The organism is Citrobacter europaeus, from assembly GCF_037482245.1.
Classification (GTDB): Bacteria; Pseudomonadota; Gammaproteobacteria; order Enterobacterales; family Enterobacteriaceae; genus Citrobacter; species Citrobacter europaeus.
This window is the reverse complement of the sequence record NZ_CP148084.1, coordinates 2,947,635-2,974,302: the sequence shown is the minus strand read 5'-3', so window position 1 is coordinate 2,974,302 and position 26,668 is coordinate 2,947,635. Positions and strand designations below refer to the sequence as shown.

Below are 26,668 nucleotides of genomic sequence, written 5' to 3'. Positions count from 1 at the left end.
AGACAATTTAGCAGGAGTTAACAATGTTTGCAGGTTTACCTTCACTCAGTCATGAGCAGCAGCAAAAAGCGGTAGAGCGTATTCAGGAGCTGATGTCGCAGGGGATGAGCAGCGGACAAGCCATTGCTCTGGTTGCTGAAGAGTTACGCGCCAGCCATACCGGCGAGCGGATTGTGGCGCGTTTTGAAGATGAAGACGAGTAACGCCGCTTATACCGCAGCGATAATCTTGATCTCAACTTTATATTTCGGGTTCATTAACCCGGCCTGAACGGTACAACGTACCGGAGCGTGACCCGCAACAACCCACGCGTCCCAGGCTTTGTTCATGGCGGCAAAGTCACTTTTGTCTGCCAGAAAAAGGGTGGCATCAAGAATACGTGACTTGTTGCTGCCCTGTTTTTCCAGCACCGCATCAATTTGCGCCAGCGTATTTGCCGTTTGTTCAAAGGCGTCTGCATCCAGATTTTCCGGCACTCCGGTGTAATACAGCGTGTTGTTGTGGATTACCACGTCGGACCAACGCGCTTCGGCATCAATGCGCACAATCGTCATAAATCATTCCTCATTTACGGGTTTTCAAATAGCTTTGGGTTGCGCCAAGACTGCCATAATGTTGTGCCCACGTCACCTCTTCAACTGGCGAAAGAACCGCTGGCCTGACATAATCCCTGTTCAAATGAACAGGGGGCAGTGTGACGGACGATTTTGCAGCAGACGGTCAGTTGGCTAAAGCGATACCCGGTTTTAAACCGCGTGAACCACAGCGGCAGATGGCTTTCGCAGTCAGTCATGCCATCGAAAAATCACAGCCGCTTGTTGTAGAAGCCGGAACCGGAACGGGTAAAACCTACGCTTATCTTGCCCCTGCGCTGCGTGCCGGAAAGAAGGTGATTGTCTCCACGGGCTCGAAGGCGTTACAGGATCAGCTTTACAGCCGGGATTTACCCACCGTGGCGAAAGCGCTGGAGTTCACCGGTAAACTGGCGCTGCTGAAAGGGCGTTCAAATTATCTGTGCCTTGAGCGTCTCGAACAACAGGCGCTGGCGGGCGGCGACCTGCCGGTGCAAACTTTGAGCGACGTCATCCTTCTGCGCTCATGGTCAAATCAAACCCTTGATGGCGACATCAGCACCTGCGTTAGCGTGGCCGAAGACTCTCAGGCCTGGCCGCTGGTGACCAGCACTAACGACAATTGTCTTGGCAGCGACTGCCCGCTGTATAAAGAGTGCTTTGTCGTTAAAGCGCGCAAAAAAGCAATGGATGCAGATGTGGTTGTGGTAAACCACCATCTGTTTCTCGCTGACATGGTGGTGAAGGAGAGTGGGTTTGGCGAGCTGATCCCTGAAGCGGAGGTGATGATCTTCGATGAAGCGCACCAGTTACCGGATATTGCCAGCCAGTACTTTGGTCAATCGCTCTCCAGTCGCCAACTGCTGGATCTGGCGAAAGATATCACCATTGCCTATCGCACCGAGCTGAAAGACACTCAGCAACTGCAAAAATGCGCCGACCGCCTGGCGCAAAGCGCTCAGGACTTCCGCCTACAGCTTGGCGAGCCGGGCTATCGCGGAAACCTGCGGGAACTGTTGGCTGACCAGCGTGTACAACGCGCGTTTTTGTTGCTCGATGACACGCTGGAGCTGTGTTACGACGTGGCGAAACTGTCCCTCGGACGTTCGGCCTTGCTGGATGCCGCGTTTGAACGCGCCACGCTTTACCGCGCTCGTCTGAAGCGCCTGAAAGAGATCAACCAGCCGGGCTTCAGCTACTGGTATGAATGCACCTCCCGCCATTTCACCCTTGCGCTGACGCCGCTCACGGTGGCGGATAAATTTAAAGAAGTGATGGAACAAAAGCCGGGCTGCTGGATTTTTACCTCCGCGACGCTGTCGGTAAACGATGATCTTCACCACTTCACCGCGCGGCTGGGTATTGAAGATGCCGAGTCGATGCTGCTGCCAAGTCCATTTGATTACACCCGCCAGGCGCTGCTGTGCGTGCCGCGTAATCTCCCGCAAACCAATCAGCCGGGGGCTGCGCGTCAGTTGGCATCCATGCTTCGTCCCATTATCGAAGCGAATAACGGTCGCTGCTTTATGCTGTGTACCTCACACGCGATGATGCGCGATCTGGCTGAACAATTCCGCGCCACCATGACGCTCCCTGTACTGCTGCAGGGCGAAACCAGCAAAGGACAACTGCTACAGCAATTTGTCAGCGCAGGTAATGCGTTACTGGTTGCCACCAGCAGCTTCTGGGAAGGCGTGGACGTGCGCGGCGATACGCTGTCGCTGGTAATTATCGATAAACTACCGTTCACCTCGCCGGACGACCCGCTGTTAAAAGCACGGATGGAAGACTGTCGTTTGCGCGGCGGCGATCCGTTTGAAGACGTTCAGTTGCCGGATGCGGTCATCACCCTGAAACAGGGGGTGGGCCGTTTGATTCGTGACGCCGACGATCGCGGGGTACTGGTGATTTGCGACAATCGTCTGGTGATGCGGCCTTACGGCGCCACCTTCCTGGCGAGCCTTCCTCCTGCGCCGCGTACGCGTGACATTGCTCGCGCTGTTCGCTTTCTTGCCATACCAACGACTGAGTAATTTGTAACGGAGTGTGGTAAGATGCGCGCCAAATTTATTTGACCTGATCACAAACACCCATGCGAATTCTGGCTATCGATACCGCCACAGAGGCGTGCTCTGTTGCCCTGTGGAATGACGGTACTGTCAAGGCTCATTTCGAGCTTTGCCCACGAGAACACACCCAACGAATTTTACCGATGGTCCAGGAAATCCTGGCCGCTGGCGATCTTACGTTAACCGATATCGACGCCCTGGCGTTTGGTCGCGGTCCCGGCAGTTTCACCGGCGTACGTATTGGGATTGGCATTGCTCAGGGGCTGGCGTTAGGCGCGAATTTACCCATGATCGGCGTCTCCACCCTCGCGACAATGGCGCAGGGAGCCTGGCGTAAGTCGGGTTCGACCCGCGTACTGGCTGCAATTGACGCGCGAATGGGCGAAGTCTACTGGGCTGAATACCAGCGTGATGACAACGGAAACTGGCGCGGAGAAGAAACCGAAGCGGTGTTAACCCCCGAACAGGTGCATGAGCGTTTACTGCAGCTGTCTGGCGAGTGGGTAACGGTCGGCACGGGCTGGCCTGCGTGGCCTGAACTTGGCAAAGATAGCGGTCTGATGCTCCGCGATGGCGACGTTTTGCTTCCAGCGGCTGAAGATATGCTGCCTGTTGCCACGCAAATGCTGGCTGCCGGTAACACCGTGGCGGTTGAACATGCTGAACCGGTTTATTTACGTAACACCGTCGCGTGGAAGAAACTTCCCGGTAAAGAATGAATCTTAGTAGTACATCCCCGGTTAATTCGCGCAGGCGTCAGTACGCAACATGGTGAACAGGCCGGGGCAGAAGCTAAGAAAAGGGAGTCGCAATATGGCGGTGCAAAAGCAGTTCTTGAAAGGTGTGTTGGCGGGAGCATTAGCGTTAATGCTTAGCGGCTGCGTCACCATCCCGGACGCAATTAAAGGTTCGAGCCCAACGCCGCAGCAGGATCTGGTGCGGGTAATGAATGCGCCGCAGCTGTATGTCGGTCAGGAGGCGCGTTTCGGCGGCAAAGTGGTGGATATTCAGAACCAGCAGGGGAAATCTCGTCTGGAAATAGCCACCGTTCCTCTTGATAGCGGGGCGCGACCCGTGCTGGGCGAAGCCTCCCGCGGGCGGATATATGCTGATGTAAATGGCTTCCTCGACCCGGTGGACTTTCGCGGGCAACTGGTTACCGTCGTCGGTCCGATTAGCGGTACGGTGGACGGAAAAATCGGTAATACGCCGTATAAATTCATGCTGATGCAGGTAACCGGTTATAAACGCTGGCATATTACTCAGCAAATTGTTATGCCGCCTCAGCCTATCGACCCCTGGTTCTACGGTGCGCGTGGCTGGCCTTACGGTGGCTACGGCGGATGGGGATGGTACAATCCCGGCCCGGCACAGGTTCAGACCATAGTAACTGAGTAACTCTTTGTATTATTGGTAAAAGAAACAGCGGCTCGTCCGCTGTTTCTGCATTAACGTGGATATAAGAAAAATAAATAGTGACGTGCTTCGCAACCTTGTCGTTGTGTAATAAACAAACTGGTACGCTGAGTTAATATTATGTTAACAGTTTGTTTATTGCCTGGGGTTGTGATGACGACGAATACGCATTTTAGAGGTGATGTATTGAAAAAGGTTTGGCTTAACCGTTATCCCGCTGGTGTTCCTGCGGAGATCAATCCTGACCGTTATCAATCCCTGGTGGAACTCTTTGAACACTCAGTAAGACGGTATGCCGATCAACCCGCGTTCGTAAACATGGGGGAGGTGATGACCTTCCGCAAGCTTGAAGAGCGGAGCCGGGCATTTGCGGCCTATTTACAACAAGGCCTGGGGCTGAAAAAGGGCGATCGCGTCGCGCTGATGATGCCGAACCTGCTGCAATATCCGGTCGCACTGTTTGGGATTTTACGTGCCGGCATGATCGTCGTGAACGTTAACCCGCTTTACACGCCTCGCGAGCTGGAACATCAGCTTAATGACAGCGGCGCGTCGGCGATTGTCATCGTGTCCAACTTTGCTCACACGTTGGAAAAAGTGGTCGACAAAACGTCGGTACAACACGTGATCCTGACGCGTATGGGCGATCAGCTGTCGACCGCAAAAGGGACGCTGGTCAACTTTGTCGTCAAGTATATCAAACGGCTGGTGCCGAAATATAACCTGCCGGATGCCATCTCGTTTCGCAGTGCGCTGCAAAACGGTTATCGCATGCAGTATGTGAAACCCGAAGTTGTGTCGGAAGATCTGGCGTTCCTGCAATATACCGGCGGGACAACCGGCGTGGCGAAAGGCGCGATGCTCACGCACCGCAACATGCTGGCTAACCTGGAGCAGGTTAACGCCACCTACGGCCCGTTGCTGCATCCGGGCAAAGAACTGGTGGTAACGGCTCTACCGCTGTATCACATTTTTGCGCTGACGATGAATTGCCTGCTGTTTATTGAGCTGGGTGGTCAAAACCTGCTGATTACTAACCCGCGTGATATCCCAGGACTGGTCAAAGAGCTGGCGAAGTATCCGTTTACCGCGATGACCGGCGTCAATACGCTGTTTAACGCGCTGCTGAATAACAAAGAGTTTCAGCAACTGGATTTCTCGTCACTGCACCTTTCAGCAGGCGGCGGCATGCCGGTTCAACAAGCGGTAGCTGAACGTTGGGTGAAGCTGACGGGGCAGTATCTGCTGGAAGGCTATGGTCTGACGGAGTGCGCCCCGCTGGTGAGCGTCAACCCTCACGATATCGACTACCATAGCGGCAGTATCGGGTTACCGGTTCCTTCCACCGAGGTCAAACTGGTGGATGACGACGACAACGAAGTGCCGCCGGGAGAACCGGGCGAACTGTGCGTGAAAGGTCCGCAGGTGATGCTGGGCTACTGGCAGCGACCAGACGCCACTGACGAAATCGTCAAAGATGGCTGGCTGCACACTGGCGATATTGCGGTGATGGATGACGAAGGCTTCCTGCGTATTGTCGATCGTAAGAAAGATATGATCCTGGTCTCCGGCTTTAACGTTTATCCGAACGAAATTGAAGACGTGGTTATGCAACATCCTGGCGTGCAGGAAGTAGCTGCAGTTGGCGTTCCGTCCGGCAGCAGCGGTGAAGCGGTGAAAATTTTCGTGGTGAAGAAAGACGCCTCGTTAACCGATGAAGCGCTGGTTACTTTCTGTCGTCGTCACCTGACGGGCTATAAAGTACCGAAGCTGGTTGAGTTTCGCGATGAGTTGCCGAAATCTAACGTCGGTAAAATTTTGCGACGAGAATTACGTGACGAAGCGCGCGCCAAAGTGGACAATAAAGGCTGAGCGTTAAGTCAGCCAGCAGAAAACGCCGGGTAATCCGGCGTTTTTTTTGGCGTAAACCTAAGAGAGCACGATTTGAATTATCAAATGATCACCACGGACGACGCGTTGGCCACGCTGTGCGAAGCCGTCCGTGAATTTCCGGCGATAGCCCTGGATACCGAATTTGTTCGCACACGTACCTATTATCCGCAGTTGGGGCTGATCCAGCTGTTTGATGGCAAACACGTTGCTCTGATTGATCCGCAGGGGATCACCGACTGGTCGCCGTTGCGCGATATTCTGCGTGATACCGCCATCACCAAATTCCTGCATGCGGGCAGTGAAGACCTGGAAGTGTTCCTCAACGCTTTTGGCGAACTTCCGCAGCCGTTAATTGATACACAAATTCTGGCCGCTTTTTGCGGTCGTCCGCTGTCGTGGGGCTTTGCCGCGATGGTGGAAGAGTTTACGGGCGTGGCGCTCGACAAAAGCGAGTCGCGTACCGACTGGCTGGCCAGACCGCTGACCGAACGTCAGTGCGAATATGCGGCGGCTGACGTCTGGTATCTGTTACCGATCACCTCAAAGCTGATGGCTGAAACTGAAACCAGCGGTTGGCTGCCAGCCGCGCTGGACGAATGCCGCTTGATGCAACAGCGTCGCCAGGAGATTCTGGCACCTGAAGATGCCTGGCGCGACATCACCAACGCCTGGCAACTTCGTACCCGTCAGTTAGCCTGCCTGCAACTGCTTGCCGACTGGCGGCTGCGTAAAGCGCGCGAGCGCGATCTGGCGGTAAACTTCGTGGTGCGTGAAGAACATCTGTGGGCGGTGGCACGTTATATGCCGGGCAGCCTGGGTGAACTGGATAGCCTGGGTCTTTCCGGAAGCGAAATTCGCTTCCACGGCAAAACGCTAATCTCGCTGGTAGAAAAGGCCCAGGCTTTACCGGAAGAGTCGCTGCCGCAGCCGCTACTGAATTTGATGGATATGCCAGGATATCGCAAGGCGTTCAAAGCCATCAAGACGCTGGTTGCCGAAGTGAGTGCGGAACAAAATCTTAGCGTCGAACTGTTGGCTTCCCGCCGTCAGATCAACCAGTTGCTCAACTGGCACTGGAAATTAAAGCCGCAGCAGACCCTGCCGGAGCTGGTTTCCGGCTGGCGTGGCGAACTGATGTCCGATCGTCTCAACGCGCTGCTGCAGGAATATCCGCAGTAAGTCACCAGACTCGCCGGGTCGCGCCATTGCTGACCCGGCCTGCGAACGCTACAAATCAAGTACCAGGCGCTTACCTTTGGCGCGAGAGCAGCAAATGAGCATGCTCTGCTGGCTGGCTTTTTCGTCGTCGCTAAAGTATTGATCGCGGTGATCCGCTTCCCCTTCAAGAATCGCTGTTTCGCAGGTGCCGCACACGCCTTCCCGGCACAGACACTCAACGCGTGCAGCTTTGTTATTTTCGATAACCTGCAAAATGGTCATCTCTTCCGGAACCACAAACTCGCGCCCGGAACGCGCCAGCACCAGGGTGAAGGCGTCGCCGCTTTTATCTTCCAGCGCAAATTGTTCGAAATGTAGCGTATTGCTATCCAGCCCATGGCGGGAAGCCGCTTCTCTGACGGCATCGTTGAGCACCGCTGGGCCACAGGTATAAATATGCGTGCCGGGTTCAACATCGGCCAGCAGGCGTGCTAAATCAAGGCGGGTGCCTGCGCTTGAGAGGTGCAGATGAATGCGACCGGCGCTGGGGTACTGCAGGAGTTCGTCATGAAATGCACAGTTGTCCAGGCTGGGAGAGCAATAATGTAGCTGCCATTCTGCCTGAGAGTGTTCCAGCTCCGGGATCTGCGATAAAAACGGTGTGATGCCGATACCTCCGGCAATCAACAGATGTTGTTGTGCCTGAGGGGCGAGGGCGAACAGATTGTTTGGCGTGGAGATCGTGAGCGTGTCGCCGGGTTTCACCTTTTGATGCAGATATCGCGAGCCGCCTTTGGACGCCTCCTCCAGTCGTACGGCGATTTGCCAGGCGCTGGTATCGAAGGGTGAACTCATCAGCGAGTACGCATTGCTGTATAGGTTCTTGCCATCGCGCATCTGCACGATGATATGGCTGCCACCCTGAAACGCAGGCAACGGCTGGCCTGAGGTTGGCATTAGGGTGAAGCGTTTTACCTGCGCGGTAATGGTCTCAATCCGACTGACCCGGACTTCTTGCATTTGATAATCAGACATTGCGGCACTCCCTAAAAAATCTGTCCGGCGCGGTTCAACGACGCGCCGGTGTCTGTCGTTACAGCCCCGGGTTATTCCTGAAACACCTGCGCGACCAGATTATGGAAATGGGCAATGCCATGCTCGGAGATGCCGCTGCCGCTGGTGTCCGCCATAATGCGGCCCTGACCGCGATACCCGCGCGATTTCAGCCCCTTTTGCACGCTTTCAACCAGACGTAAATCTTCAGGACGAAAGACGTTGCGATACCATTCGATCAGTTGTTTCTGCTCTTCGGTCAGCTCTTCGTTGGTGAAGTAAATGTCATAGTTTTGCAGCGTGGTTTCCGCATCCACCGGGAATTCGTAGATAACGGTCATCATGCCTTTGATTGGCGTGACGTTGAGCATGGTGCATGGCCACAGCCAGAAACCGTGGAAGGCGGCATCAACACCTTCTTCGAACTTAAATGACTGCTCTGACGGTTTGGCGAAACCGTGTTGCAGCGTCCAGTTGCCGTGCATGGTGTGCCAGTAACGGTCAACCTGAACCGAGTCGGAAAAACCTGGGTGGGCCGGGCCGCAGTGGTAGCACTCCAGATAGTTGTCGACAATATTCTTCCAGTTTGCCGGGGTACGGGTCGTAAAGCGCGCCGCCAGTTTCAGATCATGCACGTCAGGGCAGGCTTCGATAACTTTGTCTGCAAGACCAGGGAGTTGTTCTTCTACGCTGCCTGCGTTCGGATCCATGTTGATAAACACGAATCCGGCATACTCTTCCAGACGTACAGGGGTAAGGTGCGCTTTTTCGCTGTCGAAGTTGGCGACATTTTCGCAGTTACGCGCATGCGCCAGATTGCCGTCAAGTTTGAACGCCCATGCGTGGTAAGGGCAGGTAATTACATTTTTCGCTTTCCCTTCGCCGCTCAACAGCTGATGACCGCGATGCGGACAAACGTTGTAGAACGCGCGCAGCACGTTATCGCGACCCCGTACCAGCACGATGTTCTCGCCAATCACTTCACGGGTAACATAATCATTGGGCTTTGCCAGCTCGCTACTGTGGGCGACGCAAATCCAGCTTTTAGCAAACACTTTCTCTTGTTCGTGCTCGAAGGCCTGATGGTCGGTATAAAACCGGGCAGGGATAGTCCAGGCGTCCTGCGGGTTGGCACAGAAATTTTGCGGCAGAATAAACTCAGGGCTTAGATTGCTCATTGGAATACCTTTTAATTTGTGAGTAAGAGGGTTTTATACTGGCGCTTAATTGTCGCCTTTGAGTAATGTCCCGGCCGGTGGCGCAACGGGGGCGTTAACTGGCGTTTCGGGAAGATGACTTTCAATTTGATGCGCAGGAACGTGGGCATAGTCCTGCCGTACCCAGCGAAGAAAACCGCCGACTTTCACCAACAGAATGGCGAGGAAGGGAAGTGCGGTCAGAACCACCGTGGTCTTCATGGTTTCCAGGGATGCGCCGGTGAATAAAATCGATAAGGGGATCAGGGTGATGACCACGCACCAGAACAGTCGTAAGCTACGCTGCGGATCTTCCCCTTCCTGCAGGTTACGCGTGCTGGTGGCGGCCATGGTATAGGCGACGGCATCCATGTGCGAGGCAAGGAAAATAATCATGATCGCCAGATACGCCACCAGGAATAGTTTCCCGGCTGGCAACGACATCAACACTTGCTGTACGGCCGTTTCACCGCCCAGTGTCGCCATAACCTGCGGTACGTCGATCACACCGTTCACAAACTGGTGGATTGAGTAGCTTTCCATCACGCCGAAGAAGAACCAGCAGCCAACGGTACTACCGAGGATTAACGCCCAGATAACCTCTTTGATTTTGCGACCACGGGATACGCGAGTGACAAACATTGCCACGCCTGGGGTGTAGGAGATCCACCACAGCCAGTAGAACACCGTCCAGTTGCGGGTGAACTCACCGTTGCCAAGTGGATCGGTGAACAGGCTCATCTGCAAAAAGTTTTGTGTCGTCAGGCCAATGGCGTTGATGATGTTATTGGTGATAAATTCGGTCGGGCCGACGATCAGCACCAGCAGCGGCAGTAAGAATGCCCCCCAGCCGACCATTTTGCTCAGACGTTGCAAACCGTTATTGATGCCAATCCAGGAGCTCATGCAGAAAATGCCGCCAGAGAACAGGATCACAAACGCCTGCATGGTGAAGTTATCCGGCAAACCCGTGAGGGCAGATAAACCGCGGGTAAAGGTGGCGGCGGTGACAACCAGAGAGATGGTTAACGCGCCAACTGTTGCGATCAGGAACATCAAATCAACCAGGCGACCCCACACGCCCTGCGGATGGACGCCGGTGATAGCGGCAATAATTCCGGACAGGCTCAGCCCTTTGTTTTTACGCACATGAAAGTGGTAGGCCATTGTTAGTGAGGCCAGGGTATAAGTCGCCCAGGCGCTGATCCCCCAATGGAAAAAGGAGTAGGGTAAGCTATATTCCAGCGCTTTTTGCGAATGCGGCGCGATATTCAGCCCCGGAGTCTGGTAATAATAGGCCCACTCAGCAACACCCCAATAGAGTGTTGAGGAGCCTAATCCGGCACATATAAACATAAACAGCCAGGACAGCGTGCTGTATTCCGCTTTCCCTTCACCCAGACGAATGTTGCCGTATTTGCTGGTAGCCAGCCAGACGACCAGACCCATCGCCATCAGAACGAGGATCTGCACGGCGGAACCCAGCATCCGGGTAACGCCGTTAAAAAGGGTATTTGCGACTTGTGCAGACTGCTGAGGGAAGAGACTAAGCGTGGCGGCGATGAAAAGAATAGCCACCAGGCTGATGGCTATCAGCGGCATGTCTTTTTTCTTTACGTTGCTCAACATGGGATCTCCTGGGCACAGTTGCCCGCGTATGGCATTAGCCTGTCGTTGTTATCATGCTGTAGGGAATCAGTGATTTTGTATTTAACAATTTTATTATTTGTTCTTTACATGAATTAAACAATTGCCCGATGCGTGAAGCAATAAAACACGGAACGGAAATAATAAAAGGTGAATTGGCGCAGGTTATTGACGGCATAAAACGCATAAAAAAGCCGCGTCAGTGACGCGGCTCATATTTCGTGGTTTGACCTCTAACGCAGTGCCTGAGCGATGGCTTCACCTACCTGTTGGGTTGTGGCGTTGCCTTTCATATCCGGCGTTTTCGGGCCGCTGGCAATGACCTGCTCAATTGCCGCCAGAATACCGTCGTGGGCGGCTTTGTAGCTGGCATCACCGTTGCCAAGGAAGTCGAGCATCATGGCGCCAGCCCAGATAGTCGCAATAGGGTTGGCGATATTCTTGCCGTAGATATCGGGGGCCGAACCGTGTACCGGCTCGAACAGCGACGGGAAGGTGCGCTCCGGATTTAAGTTGGCAGAAGGTGCAATGCCAATCGTTCCGGTACAGGCCGGGCCAAGATCGGAGAGGATGTCGCCAAACAGGTTGGAGGCAACCACGACGTCAAAACGCTCCGGCTGCATCACAAAGCGGGCGCACAATATATCGATATGCTGTTTATCCCAGCGGATCTCGGGATAGTTAGCCGCCATTGCTTCCACGCGTTCGTCCCAGTAAGGCATGCTGATGGCCAGGCCGTTGGATTTGGTTGCTGAGGTCAGGGTTTTGCGCGGGCGGTTTTGCGCCAACTCGAAAGCGTAACGCAAGATACGATCAACGCCACGACGGGTGAAGACCGATTCCTGGATAACCACTTCGTGTTCGGTACCTTCGCTCACGCGTCCGCCGAGGGCAGAGTATTCTCCCTCGGTGTTTTCGCGTACGACGTAGAAATCAATGTCGCCTGGCTGCTTGCCAGCCAGTGGGCAAGGGACGCCCGGAAACAGGCGCACCGGGCGCAGGTTGACGTACTGGTCGAATTCGCGGCGAAACTTAAGCAGCGAACCCCATAATGAGATGTGGTCAGGCACGGTGTCCGGCCAGCCAACCGCGCCAAAATAGATAGCATCAAAGGATTGCAGCTGCTCATGCCAGTCATCCGGCATCATCTTGCCGTGATGGGCGTAGTATTCGCAGCTGGCCCATTCTATTTGCTCAAAGCTGAGCGACAACCCCCAACGCTCGGCGGCTGCCTGCAACACATGAATGCCCTCAGGCAGAACTTCTTTACCAATGCCATCTCCGGGGATAGCGGCGATACGCCAGGTTTTCTTCATAGCAGCTCTCACTTGTACGCCATCAAAATTGACTTTCCCCTTATCCTATAATTGACTGATTAATAGTTAATCCCCCTAACTGGTGAAACATAAAACACAGATCATGAATAATCTGCCGCTGCTAAATGATTTACGCGTCTTTATGCTGGTTGCCCGTCGTGCTGGATTTGCCGCCGTTGCCGAAGAGCTGGGCGTCTCACCGGCTTTTATCAGTAAGCGCGTTGCCCTGCTGGAGCAAACGCTGAATGTAGTGCTGCTGCACCGGACAACGCGGCGCGTAACCATCACGGAAGAGGGGGAGCGGATCTACGAATGGGCGCAGCGGATCCTGCAGGATGTCGATCAGATGATGGACGAGCTATCAGATGCCAGGCAGATCCCGCAGGGGATGCTACGTATTATTAGTAGCTTTGGTTTTGGCCGCCGGGTGGTGGCTCCGGCGCTGTCTGCGCTGGCAAAAGAGTATCCGCAATTAGAACTGCGGTTCGATGTTGAAGACCGCCTGGTGGATATGGTGAATGAGGGCGTCGATCTTGATATTCGTATCGGGGATGATATCGCGCCGAACCTGATTGCCCGCAAGCTGGCGACTAACTACCGTATTCTGTGCGCCTCGCCGGAATTTGTGACGCAGCATGGGACGCCGAAGCAACTCAACGATCTCTCCACTTTTCCTTGTCTGGTCATCAAAGAGCGCGACCATCCGTTTGGTATCTGGCAAATGCGCAATAAAGAGGGCGCGCATTCGATTAAAGTTACGGGGCCTTTGTCGTCTAATCATGGCGAAGTGGTACATCAGTGGTGCCTTGATGGGCAGGGAATAGCTCTGCGGTCATGGTGGGACGTTTGCGACAACATTGCCAGCGGCAACCTGATACACATATTGCCCGAGTATTATCAACCAGCAAATATTTGGGCGGTTTATGTTTCCCGGCTGGCGACGTCGGCAAAAATCCGTATTACGGTTGAGTATTTGCGCCGCTATTTTACCGAAAACTATCCAAAGTTTACTTTGGAATAAAGGTGTAGCAGCCTGGCAAGAAACAGAAAATAAAAAAGGCAGAATAATCTGCCTTTTTTGTAACGATGACTCTCTGAGCAAAGCCGTTATTTAGATTCTTCGGCTTCAGGTAATGTCACGTTAAGTTCGAGGATAGAAATATCGCCGTCTTTTTGCTCAAGCTGTACGGTGACCATTTCAGGATCAATTTGTACATACTTGCAGATAACCTCGAGAATATCTTTCCTCAACTGCGGTAAATAATGTGGCTCGGCGTCACTACGACGGCGTTCCGCAACAATAATCTGCAGTCGCTCTTTAGCGATGTTCGCTGTGCTCTTTTTCCGCGAGAGAAAAAAATCCAGTAATGCCATAACTTATCCTCCGAACAGGCGTTTGAGGAAACCTTTCTTCTCTTCTTCAATGAAGCGGAAAGGACGTTCTTCTCCCAACAGACGGTCTACGGTATCAGCATAGGCTTTACCGGCATCGGCATTGATGTCGAGAATAACCGGCTCACCCTGGTTAGACGCGCGCAGGACTGACTGATCTTCAGGAATCACGCCAACCAGCTTGATTCGCAGAATTTCCAGTACGTCTTCCATGCTCAGCATGTCACCTTTATTTACGCGGCCAGGGTTGTAGCGCGTCAGCAACAAATGCTCTTTAATCGGATCTTCACCGTTTTCCGCACGACGAGATTTCGACGCCAGAATACCCAGAATACGGTCAGAGTCACGTACAGAGGAAACTTCCGGGTTAGTGGTGATAATCGCTTCATCGGCAAAATACAGGGCCATCAGCGCACCGGTTTCAATACCCGCCGGGGAGTCGCAGACGATGAAGTCGAATTCCATCGTTTTCAGGTCGTCCAGAACTTTCGCGACGCCTTCACGCGTCAGCGCGTCTTTATCGCGAGTCTGTGAGGCCGGAAGAATAAAGAGATTTTCGGTACGCTTATCTTTGATTAACGCCTGATTTAACGACGCATCGCCCTGAATAACGTTGACGAAGTCATAAACGACGCGGCGTTCACAACCCATAATCAGATCAAGGTTACGCAGGCCGATATCAAAATCAATAACGACAGTTTTCTTTCCCTTCTGGGCCAAACCTGTAGCGATGGCCGCGCTGGAGGTGGTTTTGCCAACGCCCCCTTTACCCGAAGTAACAACAATAATGCGTGCCATAGAAATTCCTTGTTAAAAAGGGATCAATTCAACGGTTGAACTGTCAAAGCGTTCTCTGCTAATTGCAGACGGGCCGCTTTGCCATAAAATTCTGCTGGGATTTTATCACTCAGCCAATAAACACCTGCGATAGACACCAGTTCTGCCGTCAGATGGGTACAAAAAATTTGCGCTTCCCGATCGCCGCTTGCGCCTGCCAGCGCACGGCCTCTCATCATGCCATAAACATGAATATTACCATCAGCGATAAGCTCTGCGCCTGCACTGACGTGGCTTGTAACAATCAGATCACATTGTGGAGCATAAATGCGCTGACCGGAACGAACCGGCACATTTATTAATCGTGTTTTTGTGATGGGAGTAACGTTTTGCGGCGGAGCAACGGGAGCCGGGGTCTCAACAGGCGCAGAACGAATAGCTTTTTCTTTACCTTCAGTCAGTAAAGGAAGGCCCATTTCGTCGATTTCAGCCTTGAGTCTGGCGTCTTTGCATCCGCTAACGCCAATAATGCGCAATCCGGTAGACGTAACAACTTTCTGCAGCGCTGACCAGTTGACCGGGCTTTCAAGACCACTCACGTTAACCACCACGGGAGCGTGTTTTAAAAAAGCCGGCGCCTGCGCGATTTTGTCTTCCAACGCCTGACGAATAACCTCGGGTTCTGCTTCATGTAAATGAACCACTGATAAGGTGAAGCTACTGCCTTTAAGCTCGATTGGCGTGTTTGACATCCTGGCCTTACTCAATTTGCTATTTATCATCCCCAGCGCGGGGTGATATTCCGAAGACTATAAGGCATGTTATAGTCAGTATTATATTGAGGCAAGCCACCATTCCGTGAATTCAGAGTAAAAGATATGTTTTGTGTGATCTACCGAAGCAGCAAACGTGACCAGACCTATTTATATGTCGAAAAAAAAGACGATTTCTCACGCGTTCCTGAAGAACTGATGAAAGGATTTGGTCAGCCGACGCTGGCAATGATGTTACCGCTTGATGGTCGAAAAAAATTGGTTAATGCCGATCTTGAAAAAGTAAAACAGGCCCTGGCCGAGCAGGGCTATTATTTACAAATACCACCGCCGCCAGAAGATTTACTTAAACAGCATCTGGCTGCGACAAAACAAAATACACCAGACGCTAAACGTTAAACTGCATCCGCCAGCAGCACGTTCCATCGATGCAGTACCTGAAATCTATGACTACGTTAGGGGAAAGTAATGTATCAACATCACAACTGGCATGGTGCTCTGCTGGATTATCCGGTGAGTAAGGTGGTTTGCGTAGGAAGTAACTATGCCAACCATATTAAAGAGATGGGCGGAACCCCCCCCGAAGAGCCGGTGCTGTTTATTAAACCGGAAACCGCACTGTGCGATTTACGCCAGCCGCTGGTGATCCCATCTGATATGGGGTCGGTTCACCATGAAGTTGAGCTGGCTGTGCTGATTGGCGCGACCCTGCGACAGGCGACGGAAGATCATGTGCGCAAAGCCATCGCGGGTTATGGCGTCGCACTGGATCTGACCCTGCGCGATATCCAGGGCAAAATGAAGAAAGCGGGGCAGCCATGGGAAAAAGCGAAGGGTTTTGATAACTCTTGCCCGCTGTCAGGATTTATTCCCGTAGCGGAATTTAACGGCGATCCACAGGATACGATGCTCGGGTTGACGGTCAACGGTGAACAGCGTCAGCACGGCTCCACGGCGGATATGATCCATCAAATCGTTCCTTTGATTGCCTATATGAGTCGTTTCTTTACCCTCAAAGCGGGTGATGTTGTGCTGACGGGCACGCCAGCAGGCGTGGGGCCATTAAGCAGCGGTGATGAACTGGCGATCAGTTTTAACGGTCAAACGCTGACGACCCGCGTACTGTAATCTCTGCTTGCCGCCTTTTCGGGCGGCAAAACTTGCATCAGCGTGCCAGACTGGTTATAAGGTGCAGCTTTAATGCAATAGCGGAAACCCTGATGAGCGACATACCTTTCTGGCAAAGTAAAACCCTTGATGAAATGACCGATGCCGAGTGGGAGTCATTATGTGACGGATGTGGTCAATGCTGCCTGCATAAGCTGATGGATGAAGACACCGACGAAATCTACTTTACCAACGTCGCGTGTAAGCAACTCAATATCAAAACCTGTCAGTGCCGTAATTACGAACGTCGATTCGAGTACGAGCCTGACTGCATCAAACTGACGCGCGATAATTTGCCGACTTTTGAATGGTTGCCAATGACCTGCGCGTATCGTCTGCTCGCGGAAGGTAAAGGGCTGCCGGAGTGGCATCCGTTGCTGACGGGGTCTAAAGCGGCGATGCACGGTGAACGTATCTCAGTTCGTCATATTGCGGTAAAAGAATCGGAAGTACGTGACTGGCAGGATCATATCCTGAACAAACCTTCATGGGCGGACTGAGCCGCCCATCGATTAGCAGGCGTTAAGGTTTAAGACTTTTTCGCCTGATACATCTCATCGGAGTGGTTGTCATCTTCCACCCAGAAGTTAATGTTGAATTGTGCGTCGTCGCTTAATTCAACACGATGCCAGTACTGCGGTGGGCTGGTCGCGAACTGACCGGCATTAATCACTACCTTCACTTCGGGCTCTTTTGCGTCTTCATTGGCAAAGCCATAATACGTTACCGTACCTTCCATTACACAGAGCTGACCAAACACGCCTGCTGCGGTGTTATGGTGAGAAAGAAGTGCTGCCGGGACGTTGTCTTTGGTAAAGAAGGGAGTAGAGCGTTTCACTTTCCAGTTTGCCGGGATGCGTAAATGGGACATAAGACATCTCCTTCGTGTGGCATCTATAAGATGTATTTAATATACATCTTATAGATGCCAGCAGGCAATGGATTTAAGGCAAAAAAAACGCTCCCGAAGGAGCGTCTCTGTTAGCGACCGAAGAGGTCACGTTTTTTCGGTTTAAACGGCTGTGCTATGAATACCAGCACGGCGACCACCAGGTAAGCGGCGAAGATCCCCAACAGCCACTGTGGCATTTCCAGGGTTAAAAAAGACCACTGGCGTTCAGCACAGTCACCGGATGCTAAAAACACCTGCGGCAGCCATTTGTCCAGCGGCAGCCAGCTCGGGAAGCGTGCGGCAAAATCACAGGTCATGAACGGTGATGGGTGCAACTGAATTATGGTGTGCTCATACGCTAACTGAAGCCCACGCCAGGCACTGTAAATCCAGATTATCATCGCCACATAGCGCAGCGGTGTCTTTGGCGCGATAGCCCCCACCAGCCCCGCACCCATCACGCCGAATAATGCGCTACGTTCGTAAATACACAACACGCAAGGTTTTAGCAGCATGACGTGCTGGAACCACAGCGCAACGAGTTCCAGCGCAAAGGCGGTTAACGCCAACAATAACCATGCTCCACGACCTCGGGAGCATTGGTTTAAAAATCGCAACATAATAATTTCCCTGCAACATGCGTAGAGACCGCAGTTTAAACCAATTCAATTTATGCGCCACTAGCGGGAATTGAAAATTTGCGTAATCGGATAATTATCATGCAAAAAGTCAAACCGGGCAGTGATTTGCCCGGTTAATTGTTATGAAAGTGTAGCTAACCAGCCCGTTTGAGTCATCCACTCGGTCACCGGTACCAGCGTGAACTCGACGCAAAGCAGACCAACGAGCGTCAGGACGAGAGTATACGGCAGAGCCATCCACACCATGCGGCCATAAGAGAGGCGAATCAATGGTGCCAGCGCGGAGGTCAGCAGGAACAGGAATGCCGCCTGACCGTTTGGTGTAGCCACGGAAGGCAGGTTGGTCCCGGTATTAATCGCTACCGCTAACAGTTCGTACTGGTTGAGGCTGATGGTCCCTTGTTCCAGCGCTGCTTTGGCTTCGTTAATATAGATGGTGCCGACAAAAACGTTATCAGAGATTGAAGACAGCAGGCCGTTAAAGAGATAGAACAGCGTCAACTGAGCATGCTCAGAGGACTGCAATACGAACTGAATGATCGGCGAGAAGAGCTGTTGATCGATAATAACCGCAACAATAGAGAAGAACACGGTCAGCAGGGCGGTGAACGGCAGCGACTCGGTAAACGCTTTGCCAATAGCATGTTCGTCTGTAACGCCGGTCAAGGACGTTGCCAGAATGATGACGGACAGGCCAATTAATCCAACCTCTGCCAGATGCAGGGCCAGAGCAACCACCAGCCAGACGCCGATAATAGCCTGAACAATCAGTTTGATTTTATCCTGACGAGTACGTTGCTGACGGCTTTGATCGTCAAATTGTTGCAGGACATCGCGGACGGTCTCCGGCAGCGTTTCGCCATAGCCAAACCAGCGTAATTTCTCGACCAGCACACAGGTTAACAGGCCGCAAATCAGCACCGGTACGGTGACCGGCGACATGCGCAGGAAGAAGTCACCAAAATGCCAGCCCGCCGCTTTGGCGATAATCAGGTTTTGCGGTTCGCCGACCATCGTCATTACGCCGCCTAACGCCGTACCGACGCCCGCGTGCATCATCAGGCTACGCAGAAAACCACGAAACTGCTCCAGTACGACCTTATTGTGCTGATCGATATGGCTGTCATCAAGCATGTTGTTGTCTTCCGCGCGGGAAGAGGCGACGCGATGGTAAATACCATAGAAACCGACCGCGACGCTGATCACCACGGCAACGACGGTCAGCGCATCAAGAAACGCAGAAAGGAAGGCGGCAGCAACGCAAAAAGCCAGCGACAGCAGCGTTTTGGAGCGAATCGTAAGCAGCAGGCGGGTGAAAATAAACAGCAGCAGCTGTTTCATAAAGTAGATGCCAGCCACCATAAACATCAGCAGCAATAACACCTCAAGGTTAGCGGCAACCTCTTCACGCACATGCGTGGCGCTGGTCATACCGATGATGACTGCTTCGATAGCTAACAGCCCACCTGGTAGCAGCGGATAACATTTTAACGCCATCGCCAGCGTAAAGATGAACTCGGCCACCAACAGCCAGCCCGCAATAAAAGGATTAATAAAAAATATAATCGGGTTAACGACTAAGAAGACGAGCAGTGCAAGTTTGTACCAGTCAGGTGATTGACCTAAAAAATTGCGCCACATAGCGCGACCCCATGATAGCTCCATGGTGATTTCCCTACCTTTAAAAATGAAATCATATTTTTATGTTTGACCGCAAAGCTTAGCGGGAGGAGGGAATACAGGCAAGCTATTCACGCGACGGGCAAGGCTGGCTGCGCTTTAGCGTTATCTGGAAAATGAAGCCTTGATCTACTTTTTCTTCATTGCGTCAGCTATCAGCTATGTAACCCGTCTGGTATGATAACTGTAACTATGTTTTGCTGTGTAATGGAATTATTACTATGGTCATTAAGGCGCAAAGCCCGGCTGGGTTCGCGGAAGAGTACATCATTGAAAGTATCTGGAATAACCGCTTCCCACCTGGCACTATTTTGCCTGCTGAACGTGAACTCTCTGAACTGATCGGAGTGACACGTACCACGTTACGCGAGGTATTACAGCGTCTGGCGCGTGACGGTTGGTTGACCATTCAACACGGCAAACCGACGAAGGTGAATAACTTCTGGGAAACCTCCGGGCTGAATATCCTTGAAACGCTGGCGCGTCTCGATCACGAGAGCGTTCCGCAGCTTATCGATAATCTGCTGTCCGTGCGTACCAACATCTCGACGATCTTTATTCGTACCGCGTTTCGCCAGCATCCTGATAAAGCGCAGGAGGTTCTGGCGACGGCAAATCAGGTGGCCGACCATGCTGATGCGTTCGCCGATCTGGACTATAACATTTTCCGCGGTCTGGCATTTGCCTCCGGTAATCCGATTTACGGTTTGATCCTTAATGGTATGAAAGGATTATATACCCGCATTGGCCGCCATTATTTTGCCAATCCGGAAGCGCGCGCGCTGGCGCTGAGCTTCTACCATAAGCTGTCAGAACTGTGCGAGCATGGCGCTCATGAGCAGGTTTATGAAACGGTGCGTCGCTATGGTCACGACAGCGGCGAGATTTGGCATCGTATGCAGAAGAACCTGCCGGGCGATTTAGCTATTCAGGGACGCTAATTAAAAACCCCTCATTCGAGGGGTTTTGTTTTTACAGACCGTTCATCCTCGGCGGGCAACGCTCCAGCAACTCCACGCTGCCATCTTCATTCTGCTGCTCCAGCATCACGTCAAAACCCCATAGCCGGTGCACATGCTTAAGCACCTCTTTGCGTCCTTTATCCAGCGGAGCGCGGTTATGCGGAATATAGCGCAAGGTGAGCGAGCGATCGCCGCGCAGGTCGACGTTCCAGATTTGAATATTCGGCTCCAGGTTGCTCAGGTTATATTGCGACGACAGCCTGTTGCGGATTTCGCGATATCCTTCCTCATTGTGGATCGCTGAAATCTCCAGATAATTATGACGATCGTCATCCAGTACGGTAAACAAGCGGAAATCACGCATAACCTTCGGTGACAGGAACTGGCTAATGAAGCTCTCATCTTTGAAATCACGCATCGCGAAGTGCAGAGTTTCCAGCCAGTCTGAGCCCGCTATATCCGGGAACCAGTATTTGTCCTCTTCGGTCGGCGACTGACAAATACGTTTGATATCCTGGAACATCGCAAAACCCAGGGCATACGGGTTTATCCCGCTATACCACGGGCTGTTGTACGGCGGCTGGAACACCACGTTGGTATGGCTATGCAAAAACTCCAGCATAAACCGTTCGGTGACTTTACCTTCATCATAAAGGTGGTTCAGGATGGTGTAATGCCAGAAAGTAGCCCAACCTTCGTTCATCACCTGCGTCTGTTTCTGCGGGTAAAAATACTGGCTGACCTTACGCACAATACGCAGGACTTCGCGTTGCCAGGATTCCAGCAGTGGGGCGTTCTTTTCCATGAAGTACAGCAGGTTCTCCTGTGGCTCAGAAGGATAACGCCGGGCTTGTGAAACGGTTTTCTCTTCTTCTTTCTTCGGCAGCGTGCGCCATAACATATTCACCTGACTTTGCAGATACTCTTCACGACTTTTCTGCCGGGCTTTCTCTTCCTGTAGCGAGATTTTTTGTGGACGCTTGTAGCGGTCCACGCCGTAGTTCATCAGCGCGTGACAGGAGTCGAGAAGCTTTTCGACTTCATCCACGCCATAACGCTCTTCACACTGGGTAATATAGTTTCGCGCGAAGATCAGGTAATCGACAATGGAACTGGCATCCGTCCAGCTACGGAACAGGTAGTTGTTTTTGAAGAAGGAGTTATGTCCGTAGCAGGCATGCGCCATCACCAGCGCCTGCATGGTGATGGTGTTCTCCTCCATCAGATACGCGATACACGGATTGGAGTTGATAACGATTTCATAGGCCAGCCCCTGCTGACCATGCTTATACAAGCGCTCGGTTTCGATAAACTTTTTACCAAACGACCAGTGTGGATAGTTGATTGGCATCCCGACGCTGGAGTAAGCGTCCATCATCTGTTCGGAGGTGATTACCTCGATTTGGTGCGGGTAGGTATCCAGTTTGTAGAGTTTCGCCACGCGGTCTATTTCCGCCAGATAGACATCCAGCAGATCAAACGTCCAGTCGGGTCCATCGCTTAACCGTGTGCTGTCCTTGTTCATGGAATCAATCGTAGCCATTCGCGCACCCTCATTGTTGGCGGCACTCTCTGTCTGGAGTACCTCATTTCAAGCATAGATCATGGTGTTAAAAAACGTGCTGCGGCTGAAATTTTTTCTTTGCGATTTCTCGTTAGCGAGGCGTCGAAAAACGGTATGGTCGCAAAATTTTATGCTGGATAAAAATAACGCACAGCAGGAGATGCCAAAGCAGAGAGTACCCCGCTGTCACCGCTATATGTGAGATAAGTCACCATAAAAAAGCCATATGTTGAATAATATTTTCAACTGAGTTATCAAGATGTAATTAGATGATTGTTCTTTTACTGTTAACGGAGTGGCTATGCGAGTTGTCATACTGGGAAGTGGTGTCGTTGGCGTGACCAGCGCCTGGTATTTAAGTCAGGCTGGACACGATGTCACCGTCATTGATCGTGAGCCCGGTCCGGCACTGGAAACCAGTGCGGCGAACGCGGGGCAAATCTCTCCAGGTTATGCAGCACCATGGGCGGCGCCAGGTGTACCGCTGAAGGCAATTAAATGGATGTTTCAGCGCCATGCTCCGCTGGCCGTGCGCCTCGACGGGACCCAGTTCCAGTTGAAATGGATGTGGCAAATGCTGCGCAACTGCGACACCAGCCATTACATGGAAAACAAAGGACGCATGGTGCGTCTGGCGGAATACAGCCGTGATTGCCTGAAAGCGCTGCGCGCTTCTACCGGTATTGAGTACGAAGGGCGCCAGGGCGGAACCCTGCAACTTTTCCGTACCGCTCAACAGTATGAGAACGCCACCCGCGACATCGCCGTGCTCGAAGACGCTGGCGTACCCTATCAGTTGCTGGAAGCAAGCCGCCTGGCTGAAGTCGAGCCGGCGCTGGCGGAAGTGGCGCACAAGCTGACCGGCGGTCTGCGTTTACCGAATGATGAAACGGGTGACTGTCAGCTGTTTACCCAGCGTCTGGCGCTGATGGCTGAGCAGGCTGGCGTTAAGTTTCGTTTTAATACGCCGGTCGATAAGCTGCTGAGCGATGGTGAGCAGATTTACGGCGTTCAGTGCGGCGAAGAGATAGTCAAAGCAGATGCCTATGTAATGGCGTTTGGCTCGTACTCTACGGCGATGCTGAAAGGCATCGTTGATATTCCGGTCTATCCGCTCAAAGGCTATTCGTTGACCATTCCGGTGGCGCAAGATGACGGCGCGCCGGTTTCTACTATCCTTGATGAGACTTACAAAATCGCCATTACCCGTTTTGATAACCGTATTCGTGTGGGCGGCATGGCGGAAATTGTCGGCTTCAATACGGAATTGCTACAACCTCGTCGTGAAACGCTGGAGATGGTTGTACGCGATCTCTTCCCGCGTGGTGGTCATGTGGAACAGGCAACTTTCTGGACCGGGCTTCGTCCGATGACTCCGGACGGTACACCGGTGGTTGGGCGAACCCGCTTTAAGAATCTACTACTCAACACCGGCCACGGTACGCTGGGCTGGACTATGGCCTGCGGCTCGGGTCAGTTGCTGAGCGACATTCTTTCTGGCCGCACACCAGCCATTCCTTACGACGATCTGAGCGTGGCGCGCTACAGCCCGGGGTTTACTCCATCTCGCCCACGGTATTTACATGGCGCACATAACTGATAAGGACGTGAGATGACTCGCCCGATACTGGCCAGCATTGACCTGCAGGCGTTGAAACAAAACCTGAGCATCACCCGCCAAGCCGCGCCGGACGCTCGCGTCTGGTCGGTGGTGAAAGCCAATGCGTACGGACACGGCATTGAACGCGTCTGGAATGCGCTGGGCACAACCGACGGTTTTGCCATGCTCAATCTTGAAGAAGCGATAACCCTGCGCGAGCGCGGATGGAAAGGCCCGATACTCATGCTGGAGGGTTTTTTCCACGCCGAAGATTTAACGGTGTATGACAAATATCGTCTGACCACCTGTGTACACAGTAACTGGCAGCTAAAAGCGTTGCAGAATGCGCGCCTCAACGCGCCGCTGGATGTTTACCTGAAGGTGAACAGCGGCATGAACCGGCTGGGTTTCTTACCGGACAGAGTTTCTACGGTCTGGCAACAGCTGCGGGCGATGCCCAACGTTGGTGAAATGACGCTGATGTCACACTTTGCCGATGCGGAGCACCCGGAAGGTATCCGGGAGGCCATGGCGCGTATTGCGCAGGCGACAGAAGGACTGGAGTGCAGACGCTCGCTGTCCAATTCGGCCGCCACGTTGTGGCACCCTGAAGCACATTATGACTGGGTTCGTCCGGGTATTATCTTGTATGGCGCATCGCCGTCGGGACAATGGCAGGACATCGCCAATACCGGCCTCAAACCGGTGATGACCCTGAGCAGCGAGATAATCGGCGTACAAACGCTGAAAGCCGGAGACCGGGTGGGTTACGGAGGACGCTACACCGCCAGCGGCGAGCAGCGTATTGGCATTGTAGCGACCGGCTATGCAGACGGTTATCCGCGCCATGCGCCAGGCGGAACACCGGTGCTGGTGGATGGCATACGTACCACTACGGTGGGAACAGTCTCAATGGATATGCTGGCGGTAGACCTGACGCCGTGTCCGCAGGCGGGGATAGGGACGCCGGTAGAGCTGTGGGGCAAAGAGATTAAAATTGACGATGTAGCCAGCGCCGCGGGTACGGTGGGTTACGAATTGATGTGTTCTCTGGCGCTGCGCGTGCCGGTGGTGACAGTGTAACTTTTGTAGGACTGCCTGATAGCGATGCGCTTATCAGGCCTCATTTTGTAGGCCGGGTACGGCGCAGCCGCTACCCGGCAAAAAATATCCGCGTTACTCATCCTCATCTTCAGCAACGCGAACACCGACCTTCAGTACCGCATTATCTTCTTTCTCGGCAACCGTCCAGATCATGCCAGCGAATTCAACCTGGTCACCGACGACCGGCGCGGCGCCAAGCAGATGTTGGACAATATCCCCCAGCGTTTGCTGCTTATCACGATACTCTGTGCCATCATCCAGGCCATAAATCAGCGCCACATCGGCATATTTTGCGCTGGCTTCAAGAATAAAGTCACCGAAGAAGCGCTGGTCCAACGACACCGGCGGGGACTGGCTGAACAGCTTGCCGAGAGCAGGGAGATCGCGCTCGCGGCCAATAACACACAATACATCGCCTTCGCGCAGGCGCGTACTGCCGGAGGGGTGAAATAGCACGTTGTCACGAAACAGGGCGGCAATTCGCGTTTCTTCCGGCATATGCAGGTCGCGCAGCGCGGCGCCCACACACCACTTATCCGCGCTGAGCTGATAAACAAACTGCTCCCAGGGGTTATCCGGATGAATATCCAGACCAATGCGCGACACGGGCCAGCCGACCGGAGGGACCACCACTTTGGCTTTTTTAGCGGCCCACGAAAGCGACGTACCCTGAAACAGCAGCGAGATCAGAACCACGAAGAATGCGACGTTAAAGAACAGGCGCGCGTTTTCCAGACCTGCCATCATTGGGAAGACGGCGAGGATGATCGGAACTGCGCCGCGCAGACCCACCCAACTGATGAAAATGCGCTCGCGCAGATTGAAGCCTCGAAATGGCAGCAGTCCGGCGAACACCGAAAGCGGGCGGGCAACAAATATCATCCACGCAGACAAAATTAACGCAGGGATTGCGATAGGCAGCAGGTCAGACGGTGTAACCAGCAGTCCGAGCACCAGGAACATGGCGATTTGCGCCAGCCAGGCCAGACCGTCGAAGTTTTGCAAAATACCAAACCGGTTGCGGATGGGGCGATTACCCAGCAGGAAACCACACAGATAAACGGCCAGAATACCGCTGCCTTCCAGCGCAGTGGTCAGGGCAAAGATCAGGATCCCTCCGCTTAACGCCAGTAACGGATAAAGTCCGGCAGGCAGCGAAATACGGTTAATCATTTGTTGGAGCAGATAGCCGCCGCCGAGTCCCAGCATGATGCCTAAGCCAAACTGCTGGATAATATGCACCGCAAACATCCAGCTTAAACCGGTCTCGTGATTTTGGATCATGGCGATAAGCGTGATGGTCAAAAAAACCGCCATCGGATCATTACTACCGGATTCAATTTCCAGCGTAGATCCAACACGTTCGTTAAGACCCTTACCGCCAAGCAGGGAAAAGACCGCCGCGGCGTCGGTTGAACCCACAATCGCGCCAATCAGCAGCCCTTCGATAAGATCCAGATGGAACAGCCACGCGGCCATCATGCCAGTGAGTCCGGAGGTAATCAGCACCCCGACGGTTGCCAACGATAGCGCCGGGCCTAAAGCGACGCGAAAAGAGCTGGCCTGGGTGCGCATCCCGCCGTCGAGGAGGATAACCGCCAGCGCCAGGTTACTCACCATGTAGGCAAAAGGGTAATTATCGAAAGGAATACCGCCCACGCCGTCGACGCCCGCTAACATACCGATAGCGAGAAATATCACCAGAATAGGGATACCAAGACGTGATGAAAATGAACTGAGTAAGATACTGCAGGTGACGAGAACGGAACCCAAAATAAAAAGGCTGATAATTGCTG

General features: G+C 53.0%; 25 protein-coding genes and 2 pseudogenes. 14 read left to right on the top strand and 13 right to left on the bottom strand.

Features of this window, described 5'->3' with window-relative positions:
- Nucleotides 1-23: 23 nt before the first annotated feature.
- Nucleotides 24-203, top strand: coding sequence for a YoaH family protein (locus tag WHR59_RS14095; protein ID WP_003020986.1), 180 nt, complete (start codon nucleotides 24-26; stop codon nucleotides 201-203).
- A 6-nt stretch (nucleotides 204-209) separates the two neighbouring features.
- Here the strand turns inward: WHR59_RS14095 and WHR59_RS14090 are convergent, their stop codons facing one another.
- Entirely contained in the window at nucleotides 210-554 is a 345-nt protein-coding gene (locus tag WHR59_RS14090) for a RidA family protein (RefSeq protein ID WP_042307863.1), read from the bottom strand.
- A gap of 140 nt (nucleotides 555-694) precedes the next feature.
- Here WHR59_RS14090 and WHR59_RS14085 point away from each other — a divergent pair, with 140 nt between their 5' ends.
- From WHR59_RS14085 to rnd, 5 genes are all read left to right on the top strand, one after another.
- The gene (locus tag WHR59_RS14085; RefSeq protein ID WP_043016048.1) at nucleotides 695-2,605 is read left to right on the top strand and encodes an ATP-dependent DNA helicase; all 1,911 of its coding nucleotides are present in this window, start codon (nucleotides 695-697) and stop codon (nucleotides 2,603-2,605) included.
- A 59-nt stretch (nucleotides 2,606-2,664) separates the two neighbouring features.
- A complete protein-coding gene (gene tsaB / locus WHR59_RS14080; RefSeq protein WP_043016049.1) occupies nucleotides 2,665-3,360 on the top strand; it encodes a tRNA (adenosine(37)-N6)-threonylcarbamoyltransferase complex dimerization subunit type 1 TsaB in 696 nt (231 codons plus the stop codon).
- Between the two features lie 94 nt (nucleotides 3,361-3,454).
- Entirely contained in the window at nucleotides 3,455-4,039 is a 585-nt protein-coding gene (locus WHR59_RS14075) for a Slp family lipoprotein (protein ID WP_043016050.1), read from the top strand.
- 204 nt (nucleotides 4,040-4,243) lie between these two features.
- Nucleotides 4,244-5,929: a long-chain-fatty-acid--CoA ligase FadD gene (gene fadD, locus WHR59_RS14070; RefSeq protein ID WP_123915245.1), complete on the top strand. Its 1,686-nt coding sequence runs from the start codon at nucleotides 4,244-4,246 to the stop codon at nucleotides 5,927-5,929.
- An 84-nt stretch (nucleotides 5,930-6,013) separates the two neighbouring features.
- Nucleotides 6,014-7,129: a ribonuclease D gene (rnd, locus tag WHR59_RS14065; RefSeq protein ID WP_193145529.1), complete on the top strand. Its 1,116-nt coding sequence runs from the start codon at nucleotides 6,014-6,016 to the stop codon at nucleotides 7,127-7,129.
- A gap of 48 nt (nucleotides 7,130-7,177) precedes the next feature.
- Here the strand turns inward: rnd and WHR59_RS14060 are convergent, their stop codons facing one another.
- The 4 genes from WHR59_RS14060 to WHR59_RS14045 form a co-directional block, all read right to left on the bottom strand.
- Complete coding sequence (locus WHR59_RS14060) at nucleotides 7,178-8,143, bottom strand: PDR/VanB family oxidoreductase (protein WP_338843174.1); 966 nt, start codon at nucleotides 8,141-8,143, stop codon at nucleotides 7,178-7,180.
- Nucleotides 8,144-8,214: 71 nt separating this feature from the next.
- Nucleotides 8,215-9,339 (bottom strand): carnitine monooxygenase, oxygenase subunit YeaW, encoded by a 1,125-nt coding sequence (gene yeaW / locus WHR59_RS14055; RefSeq protein ID WP_043016054.1) that lies wholly within the window; start codon nucleotides 9,337-9,339, stop codon nucleotides 8,215-8,217.
- A 45-nt stretch (nucleotides 9,340-9,384) separates the two neighbouring features.
- The gene (locus tag WHR59_RS14050; RefSeq protein ID WP_043016055.1) at nucleotides 9,385-10,986 is read right to left on the bottom strand and encodes a BCCT family transporter; all 1,602 of its coding nucleotides are present in this window, start codon (nucleotides 10,984-10,986) and stop codon (nucleotides 9,385-9,387) included.
- Nucleotides 10,987-11,237: 251 nt separating this feature from the next.
- A complete protein-coding gene (locus WHR59_RS14045; protein WP_338843172.1) occupies nucleotides 11,238-12,320 on the bottom strand; it encodes a tartrate dehydrogenase in 1,083 nt (360 codons plus the stop codon).
- A gap of 103 nt (nucleotides 12,321-12,423) precedes the next feature.
- Here WHR59_RS14045 and WHR59_RS14040 point away from each other — a divergent pair, with 103 nt between their 5' ends.
- Nucleotides 12,424-13,341: a LysR family transcriptional regulator gene (locus tag WHR59_RS14040; protein WP_338843171.1), complete on the top strand. Its 918-nt coding sequence runs from the start codon at nucleotides 12,424-12,426 to the stop codon at nucleotides 13,339-13,341.
- An 86-nt stretch (nucleotides 13,342-13,427) separates the two neighbouring features.
- On the opposite strand, the gene minE is transcribed toward WHR59_RS14040, so the two are convergent.
- From minE to minC, 3 genes are read right to left on the bottom strand one after another with little or no spacing between them, the layout of a single operon-like run.
- Nucleotides 13,428-13,694: a cell division topological specificity factor MinE gene (minE, locus tag WHR59_RS14035; RefSeq protein WP_001185666.1), complete on the bottom strand. Its 267-nt coding sequence runs from the start codon at nucleotides 13,692-13,694 to the stop codon at nucleotides 13,428-13,430.
- A 3-nt stretch (nucleotides 13,695-13,697) separates the two neighbouring features.
- Nucleotides 13,698-14,510 carry a septum site-determining protein MinD gene (gene minD / locus WHR59_RS14030; RefSeq protein WP_003020956.1) on the bottom strand — a complete coding sequence of 271 codons (813 nt, stop codon included), beginning with the start codon at nucleotides 14,508-14,510 and terminating at the stop codon, nucleotides 13,698-13,700.
- A 23-nt stretch (nucleotides 14,511-14,533) separates the two neighbouring features.
- Nucleotides 14,534-15,241 carry a septum site-determining protein MinC gene (gene minC / locus WHR59_RS14025; RefSeq protein ID WP_043016058.1) on the bottom strand — a complete coding sequence of 236 codons (708 nt, stop codon included), beginning with the start codon at nucleotides 15,239-15,241 and terminating at the stop codon, nucleotides 14,534-14,536.
- 126 nt (nucleotides 15,242-15,367) lie between these two features.
- On the opposite strand from minC, the gene WHR59_RS14020 reads away from it, so the two are divergent.
- The 3 genes from WHR59_RS14020 to WHR59_RS14010 all read left to right on the top strand — a co-directional run bounded on the left by WHR59_RS14020 (nucleotide 15,368) and on the right by WHR59_RS14010 (nucleotide 16,929).
- Nucleotides 15,368-15,661 carry a YcgL domain-containing protein gene (locus WHR59_RS14020; RefSeq protein ID WP_043016059.1) on the top strand — a complete coding sequence of 98 codons (294 nt, stop codon included), beginning with the start codon at nucleotides 15,368-15,370 and terminating at the stop codon, nucleotides 15,659-15,661.
- Between the two features lie 69 nt (nucleotides 15,662-15,730).
- Nucleotides 15,731-16,390 carry a fumarylacetoacetate hydrolase family protein gene (locus WHR59_RS14015; protein WP_043016060.1) on the top strand — a complete coding sequence of 220 codons (660 nt, stop codon included), beginning with the start codon at nucleotides 15,731-15,733 and terminating at the stop codon, nucleotides 16,388-16,390.
- A 92-nt stretch (nucleotides 16,391-16,482) separates the two neighbouring features.
- Entirely contained in the window at nucleotides 16,483-16,929 is a 447-nt protein-coding gene (locus WHR59_RS14010; protein WP_003020944.1) for a YcgN family cysteine cluster protein, read from the top strand.
- A 29-nt stretch (nucleotides 16,930-16,958) separates the two neighbouring features.
- On the opposite strand, the gene WHR59_RS14005 is transcribed toward WHR59_RS14010, so the two are convergent.
- From WHR59_RS14005 to nhaB, 3 genes are all read right to left on the bottom strand, one after another.
- Nucleotides 16,959-17,300 carry a DUF1971 domain-containing protein gene (locus WHR59_RS14005; RefSeq protein ID WP_016153372.1) on the bottom strand — a complete coding sequence of 114 codons (342 nt, stop codon included), beginning with the start codon at nucleotides 17,298-17,300 and terminating at the stop codon, nucleotides 16,959-16,961.
- A gap of 110 nt (nucleotides 17,301-17,410) precedes the next feature.
- Nucleotides 17,411-17,941 (bottom strand): disulfide bond formation protein DsbB, encoded by a 531-nt coding sequence (gene dsbB / locus WHR59_RS14000; protein ID WP_338843169.1) that lies wholly within the window; start codon nucleotides 17,939-17,941, stop codon nucleotides 17,411-17,413.
- A 141-nt stretch (nucleotides 17,942-18,082) separates the two neighbouring features.
- The gene (gene nhaB, locus WHR59_RS13995) at nucleotides 18,083-19,627 is read right to left on the bottom strand and encodes a Na(+)/H(+) antiporter NhaB (RefSeq protein ID WP_043016062.1); all 1,545 of its coding nucleotides are present in this window, start codon (nucleotides 19,625-19,627) and stop codon (nucleotides 18,083-18,085) included.
- A gap of 236 nt (nucleotides 19,628-19,863) precedes the next feature.
- Between nhaB and fadR the strand changes: the two genes are divergently transcribed.
- Nucleotides 19,864-20,583 carry a fatty acid metabolism transcriptional regulator FadR gene (gene fadR / locus WHR59_RS13990; protein WP_043016063.1) on the top strand — a complete coding sequence of 240 codons (720 nt, stop codon included), beginning with the start codon at nucleotides 19,864-19,866 and terminating at the stop codon, nucleotides 20,581-20,583.
- A 31-nt stretch (nucleotides 20,584-20,614) separates the two neighbouring features.
- Here the strand turns inward: fadR and WHR59_RS13985 are convergent, their stop codons facing one another.
- A complete protein-coding gene (locus WHR59_RS13985; protein ID WP_043016064.1) occupies nucleotides 20,615-22,147 on the bottom strand; it encodes a SpoVR family protein in 1,533 nt (510 codons plus the stop codon).
- Nucleotides 22,148-22,469: 322 nt separating this feature from the next.
- Here WHR59_RS13985 and WHR59_RS13980 point away from each other — a divergent pair, with 322 nt between their 5' ends.
- The 3 genes and pseudogenes from WHR59_RS13980 to WHR59_RS24495 all read left to right on the top strand — a co-directional run.
- Nucleotides 22,470-23,768, top strand: coding sequence for a D-amino acid dehydrogenase (locus WHR59_RS13980; RefSeq protein ID WP_338843168.1), 1,299 nt, complete (start codon nucleotides 22,470-22,472; stop codon nucleotides 23,766-23,768).
- 12 nt (nucleotides 23,769-23,780) lie between these two features.
- The gene (dadX, locus tag WHR59_RS13975) at nucleotides 23,781-24,851 is read left to right on the top strand and encodes a catabolic alanine racemase DadX (RefSeq protein ID WP_338843167.1); all 1,071 of its coding nucleotides are present in this window, start codon (nucleotides 23,781-23,783) and stop codon (nucleotides 24,849-24,851) included.
- Between the two features lie 84 nt (nucleotides 24,852-24,935).
- Nucleotides 24,936-25,010 (top strand): annotated as a pseudogene (locus tag WHR59_RS24495) (hypothetical protein); the annotation flags it as partial.
- Here WHR59_RS24495 and WHR59_RS13970 read toward each other — a convergent pair.
- Nucleotides 25,011-26,645: pseudogene (locus WHR59_RS13970) on the bottom strand (potassium/proton antiporter); the annotation flags it as partial.
- Between the last annotated feature and the right edge of the window lie 23 nt (nucleotides 26,646-26,668).

Bases quoted from the DNA above. Each gene is read 5' to 3' on its own strand.
- WHR59_RS14045 (WP_338843172.1), bottom strand. From the start codon at position 12,320: ATGAAGAAAACCTGGCGTATCGCCGCTATCCCCGGAGATGGCATTGGT.
- yeaW (WP_043016054.1), bottom strand. From the start codon at position 9,339: ATGAGCAATCTAAGCCCTGAGTTTATTCTGCCGCAAAATTTCTGTGCC.
- nhaB (WP_043016062.1), bottom strand. From the start codon at position 19,627: ATGGAGCTATCATGGGGTCGCGCTATGTGGCGCAATTTTTTAGGTCAA.
- minE (WP_001185666.1), bottom strand. From the start codon at position 13,694: ATGGCATTACTGGATTTTTTTCTCTCGCGGAAAAAGAGCACAGCGAAC.
- WHR59_RS14040 (WP_338843171.1), top strand. From the start codon at position 12,424: ATGAATAATCTGCCGCTGCTAAATGATTTACGCGTCTTTATGCTGGTT.
- dsbB (WP_338843169.1), bottom strand. From the start codon at position 17,941: ATGTTGCGATTTTTAAACCAATGCTCCCGAGGTCGTGGAGCATGGTTA.
- WHR59_RS14005 (WP_016153372.1), bottom strand. From the start codon at position 17,300: ATGTCCCATTTACGCATCCCGGCAAACTGGAAAGTGAAACGCTCTACT.
- WHR59_RS14095 (WP_003020986.1), top strand. From the start codon at position 24: ATGTTTGCAGGTTTACCTTCACTCAGTCATGAGCAGCAGCAAAAAGCG.
- WHR59_RS13980 (WP_338843168.1), top strand. From the start codon at position 22,470: ATGCGAGTTGTCATACTGGGAAGTGGTGTCGTTGGCGTGACCAGCGCC.
- rnd (WP_193145529.1), top strand. From the start codon at position 6,014: ATGATCACCACGGACGACGCGTTGGCCACGCTGTGCGAAGCCGTCCGT.
- dadX (WP_338843167.1), top strand. From the start codon at position 23,781: ATGACTCGCCCGATACTGGCCAGCATTGACCTGCAGGCGTTGAAACAA.
- WHR59_RS14060 (WP_338843174.1), bottom strand. From the start codon at position 8,143: ATGTCTGATTATCAAATGCAAGAAGTCCGGGTCAGTCGGATTGAGACC.
- WHR59_RS14075 (WP_043016050.1), top strand. From the start codon at position 3,455: ATGGCGGTGCAAAAGCAGTTCTTGAAAGGTGTGTTGGCGGGAGCATTA.
- WHR59_RS14050 (WP_043016055.1), bottom strand. From the start codon at position 10,986: ATGTTGAGCAACGTAAAGAAAAAAGACATGCCGCTGATAGCCATCAGC.
- WHR59_RS14010 (WP_003020944.1), top strand. From the start codon at position 16,483: ATGAGCGACATACCTTTCTGGCAAAGTAAAACCCTTGATGAAATGACC.
- WHR59_RS13985 (WP_043016064.1), bottom strand. From the start codon at position 22,147: ATGGCTACGATTGATTCCATGAACAAGGACAGCACACGGTTAAGCGAT.
- WHR59_RS14090 (WP_042307863.1), bottom strand. From the start codon at position 554: ATGACGATTGTGCGCATTGATGCCGAAGCGCGTTGGTCCGACGTGGTA.
- tsaB (WP_043016049.1), top strand. From the start codon at position 2,665: ATGCGAATTCTGGCTATCGATACCGCCACAGAGGCGTGCTCTGTTGCC.
- WHR59_RS14015 (WP_043016060.1), top strand. From the start codon at position 15,731: ATGTATCAACATCACAACTGGCATGGTGCTCTGCTGGATTATCCGGTG.
- minD (WP_003020956.1), bottom strand. From the start codon at position 14,510: ATGGCACGCATTATTGTTGTTACTTCGGGTAAAGGGGGCGTTGGCAAA.
- fadR (WP_043016063.1), top strand. From the start codon at position 19,864: ATGGTCATTAAGGCGCAAAGCCCGGCTGGGTTCGCGGAAGAGTACATC.
- minC (WP_043016058.1), bottom strand. From the start codon at position 15,241: ATGTCAAACACGCCAATCGAGCTTAAAGGCAGTAGCTTCACCTTATCA.
- WHR59_RS14020 (WP_043016059.1), top strand. From the start codon at position 15,368: ATGTTTTGTGTGATCTACCGAAGCAGCAAACGTGACCAGACCTATTTA.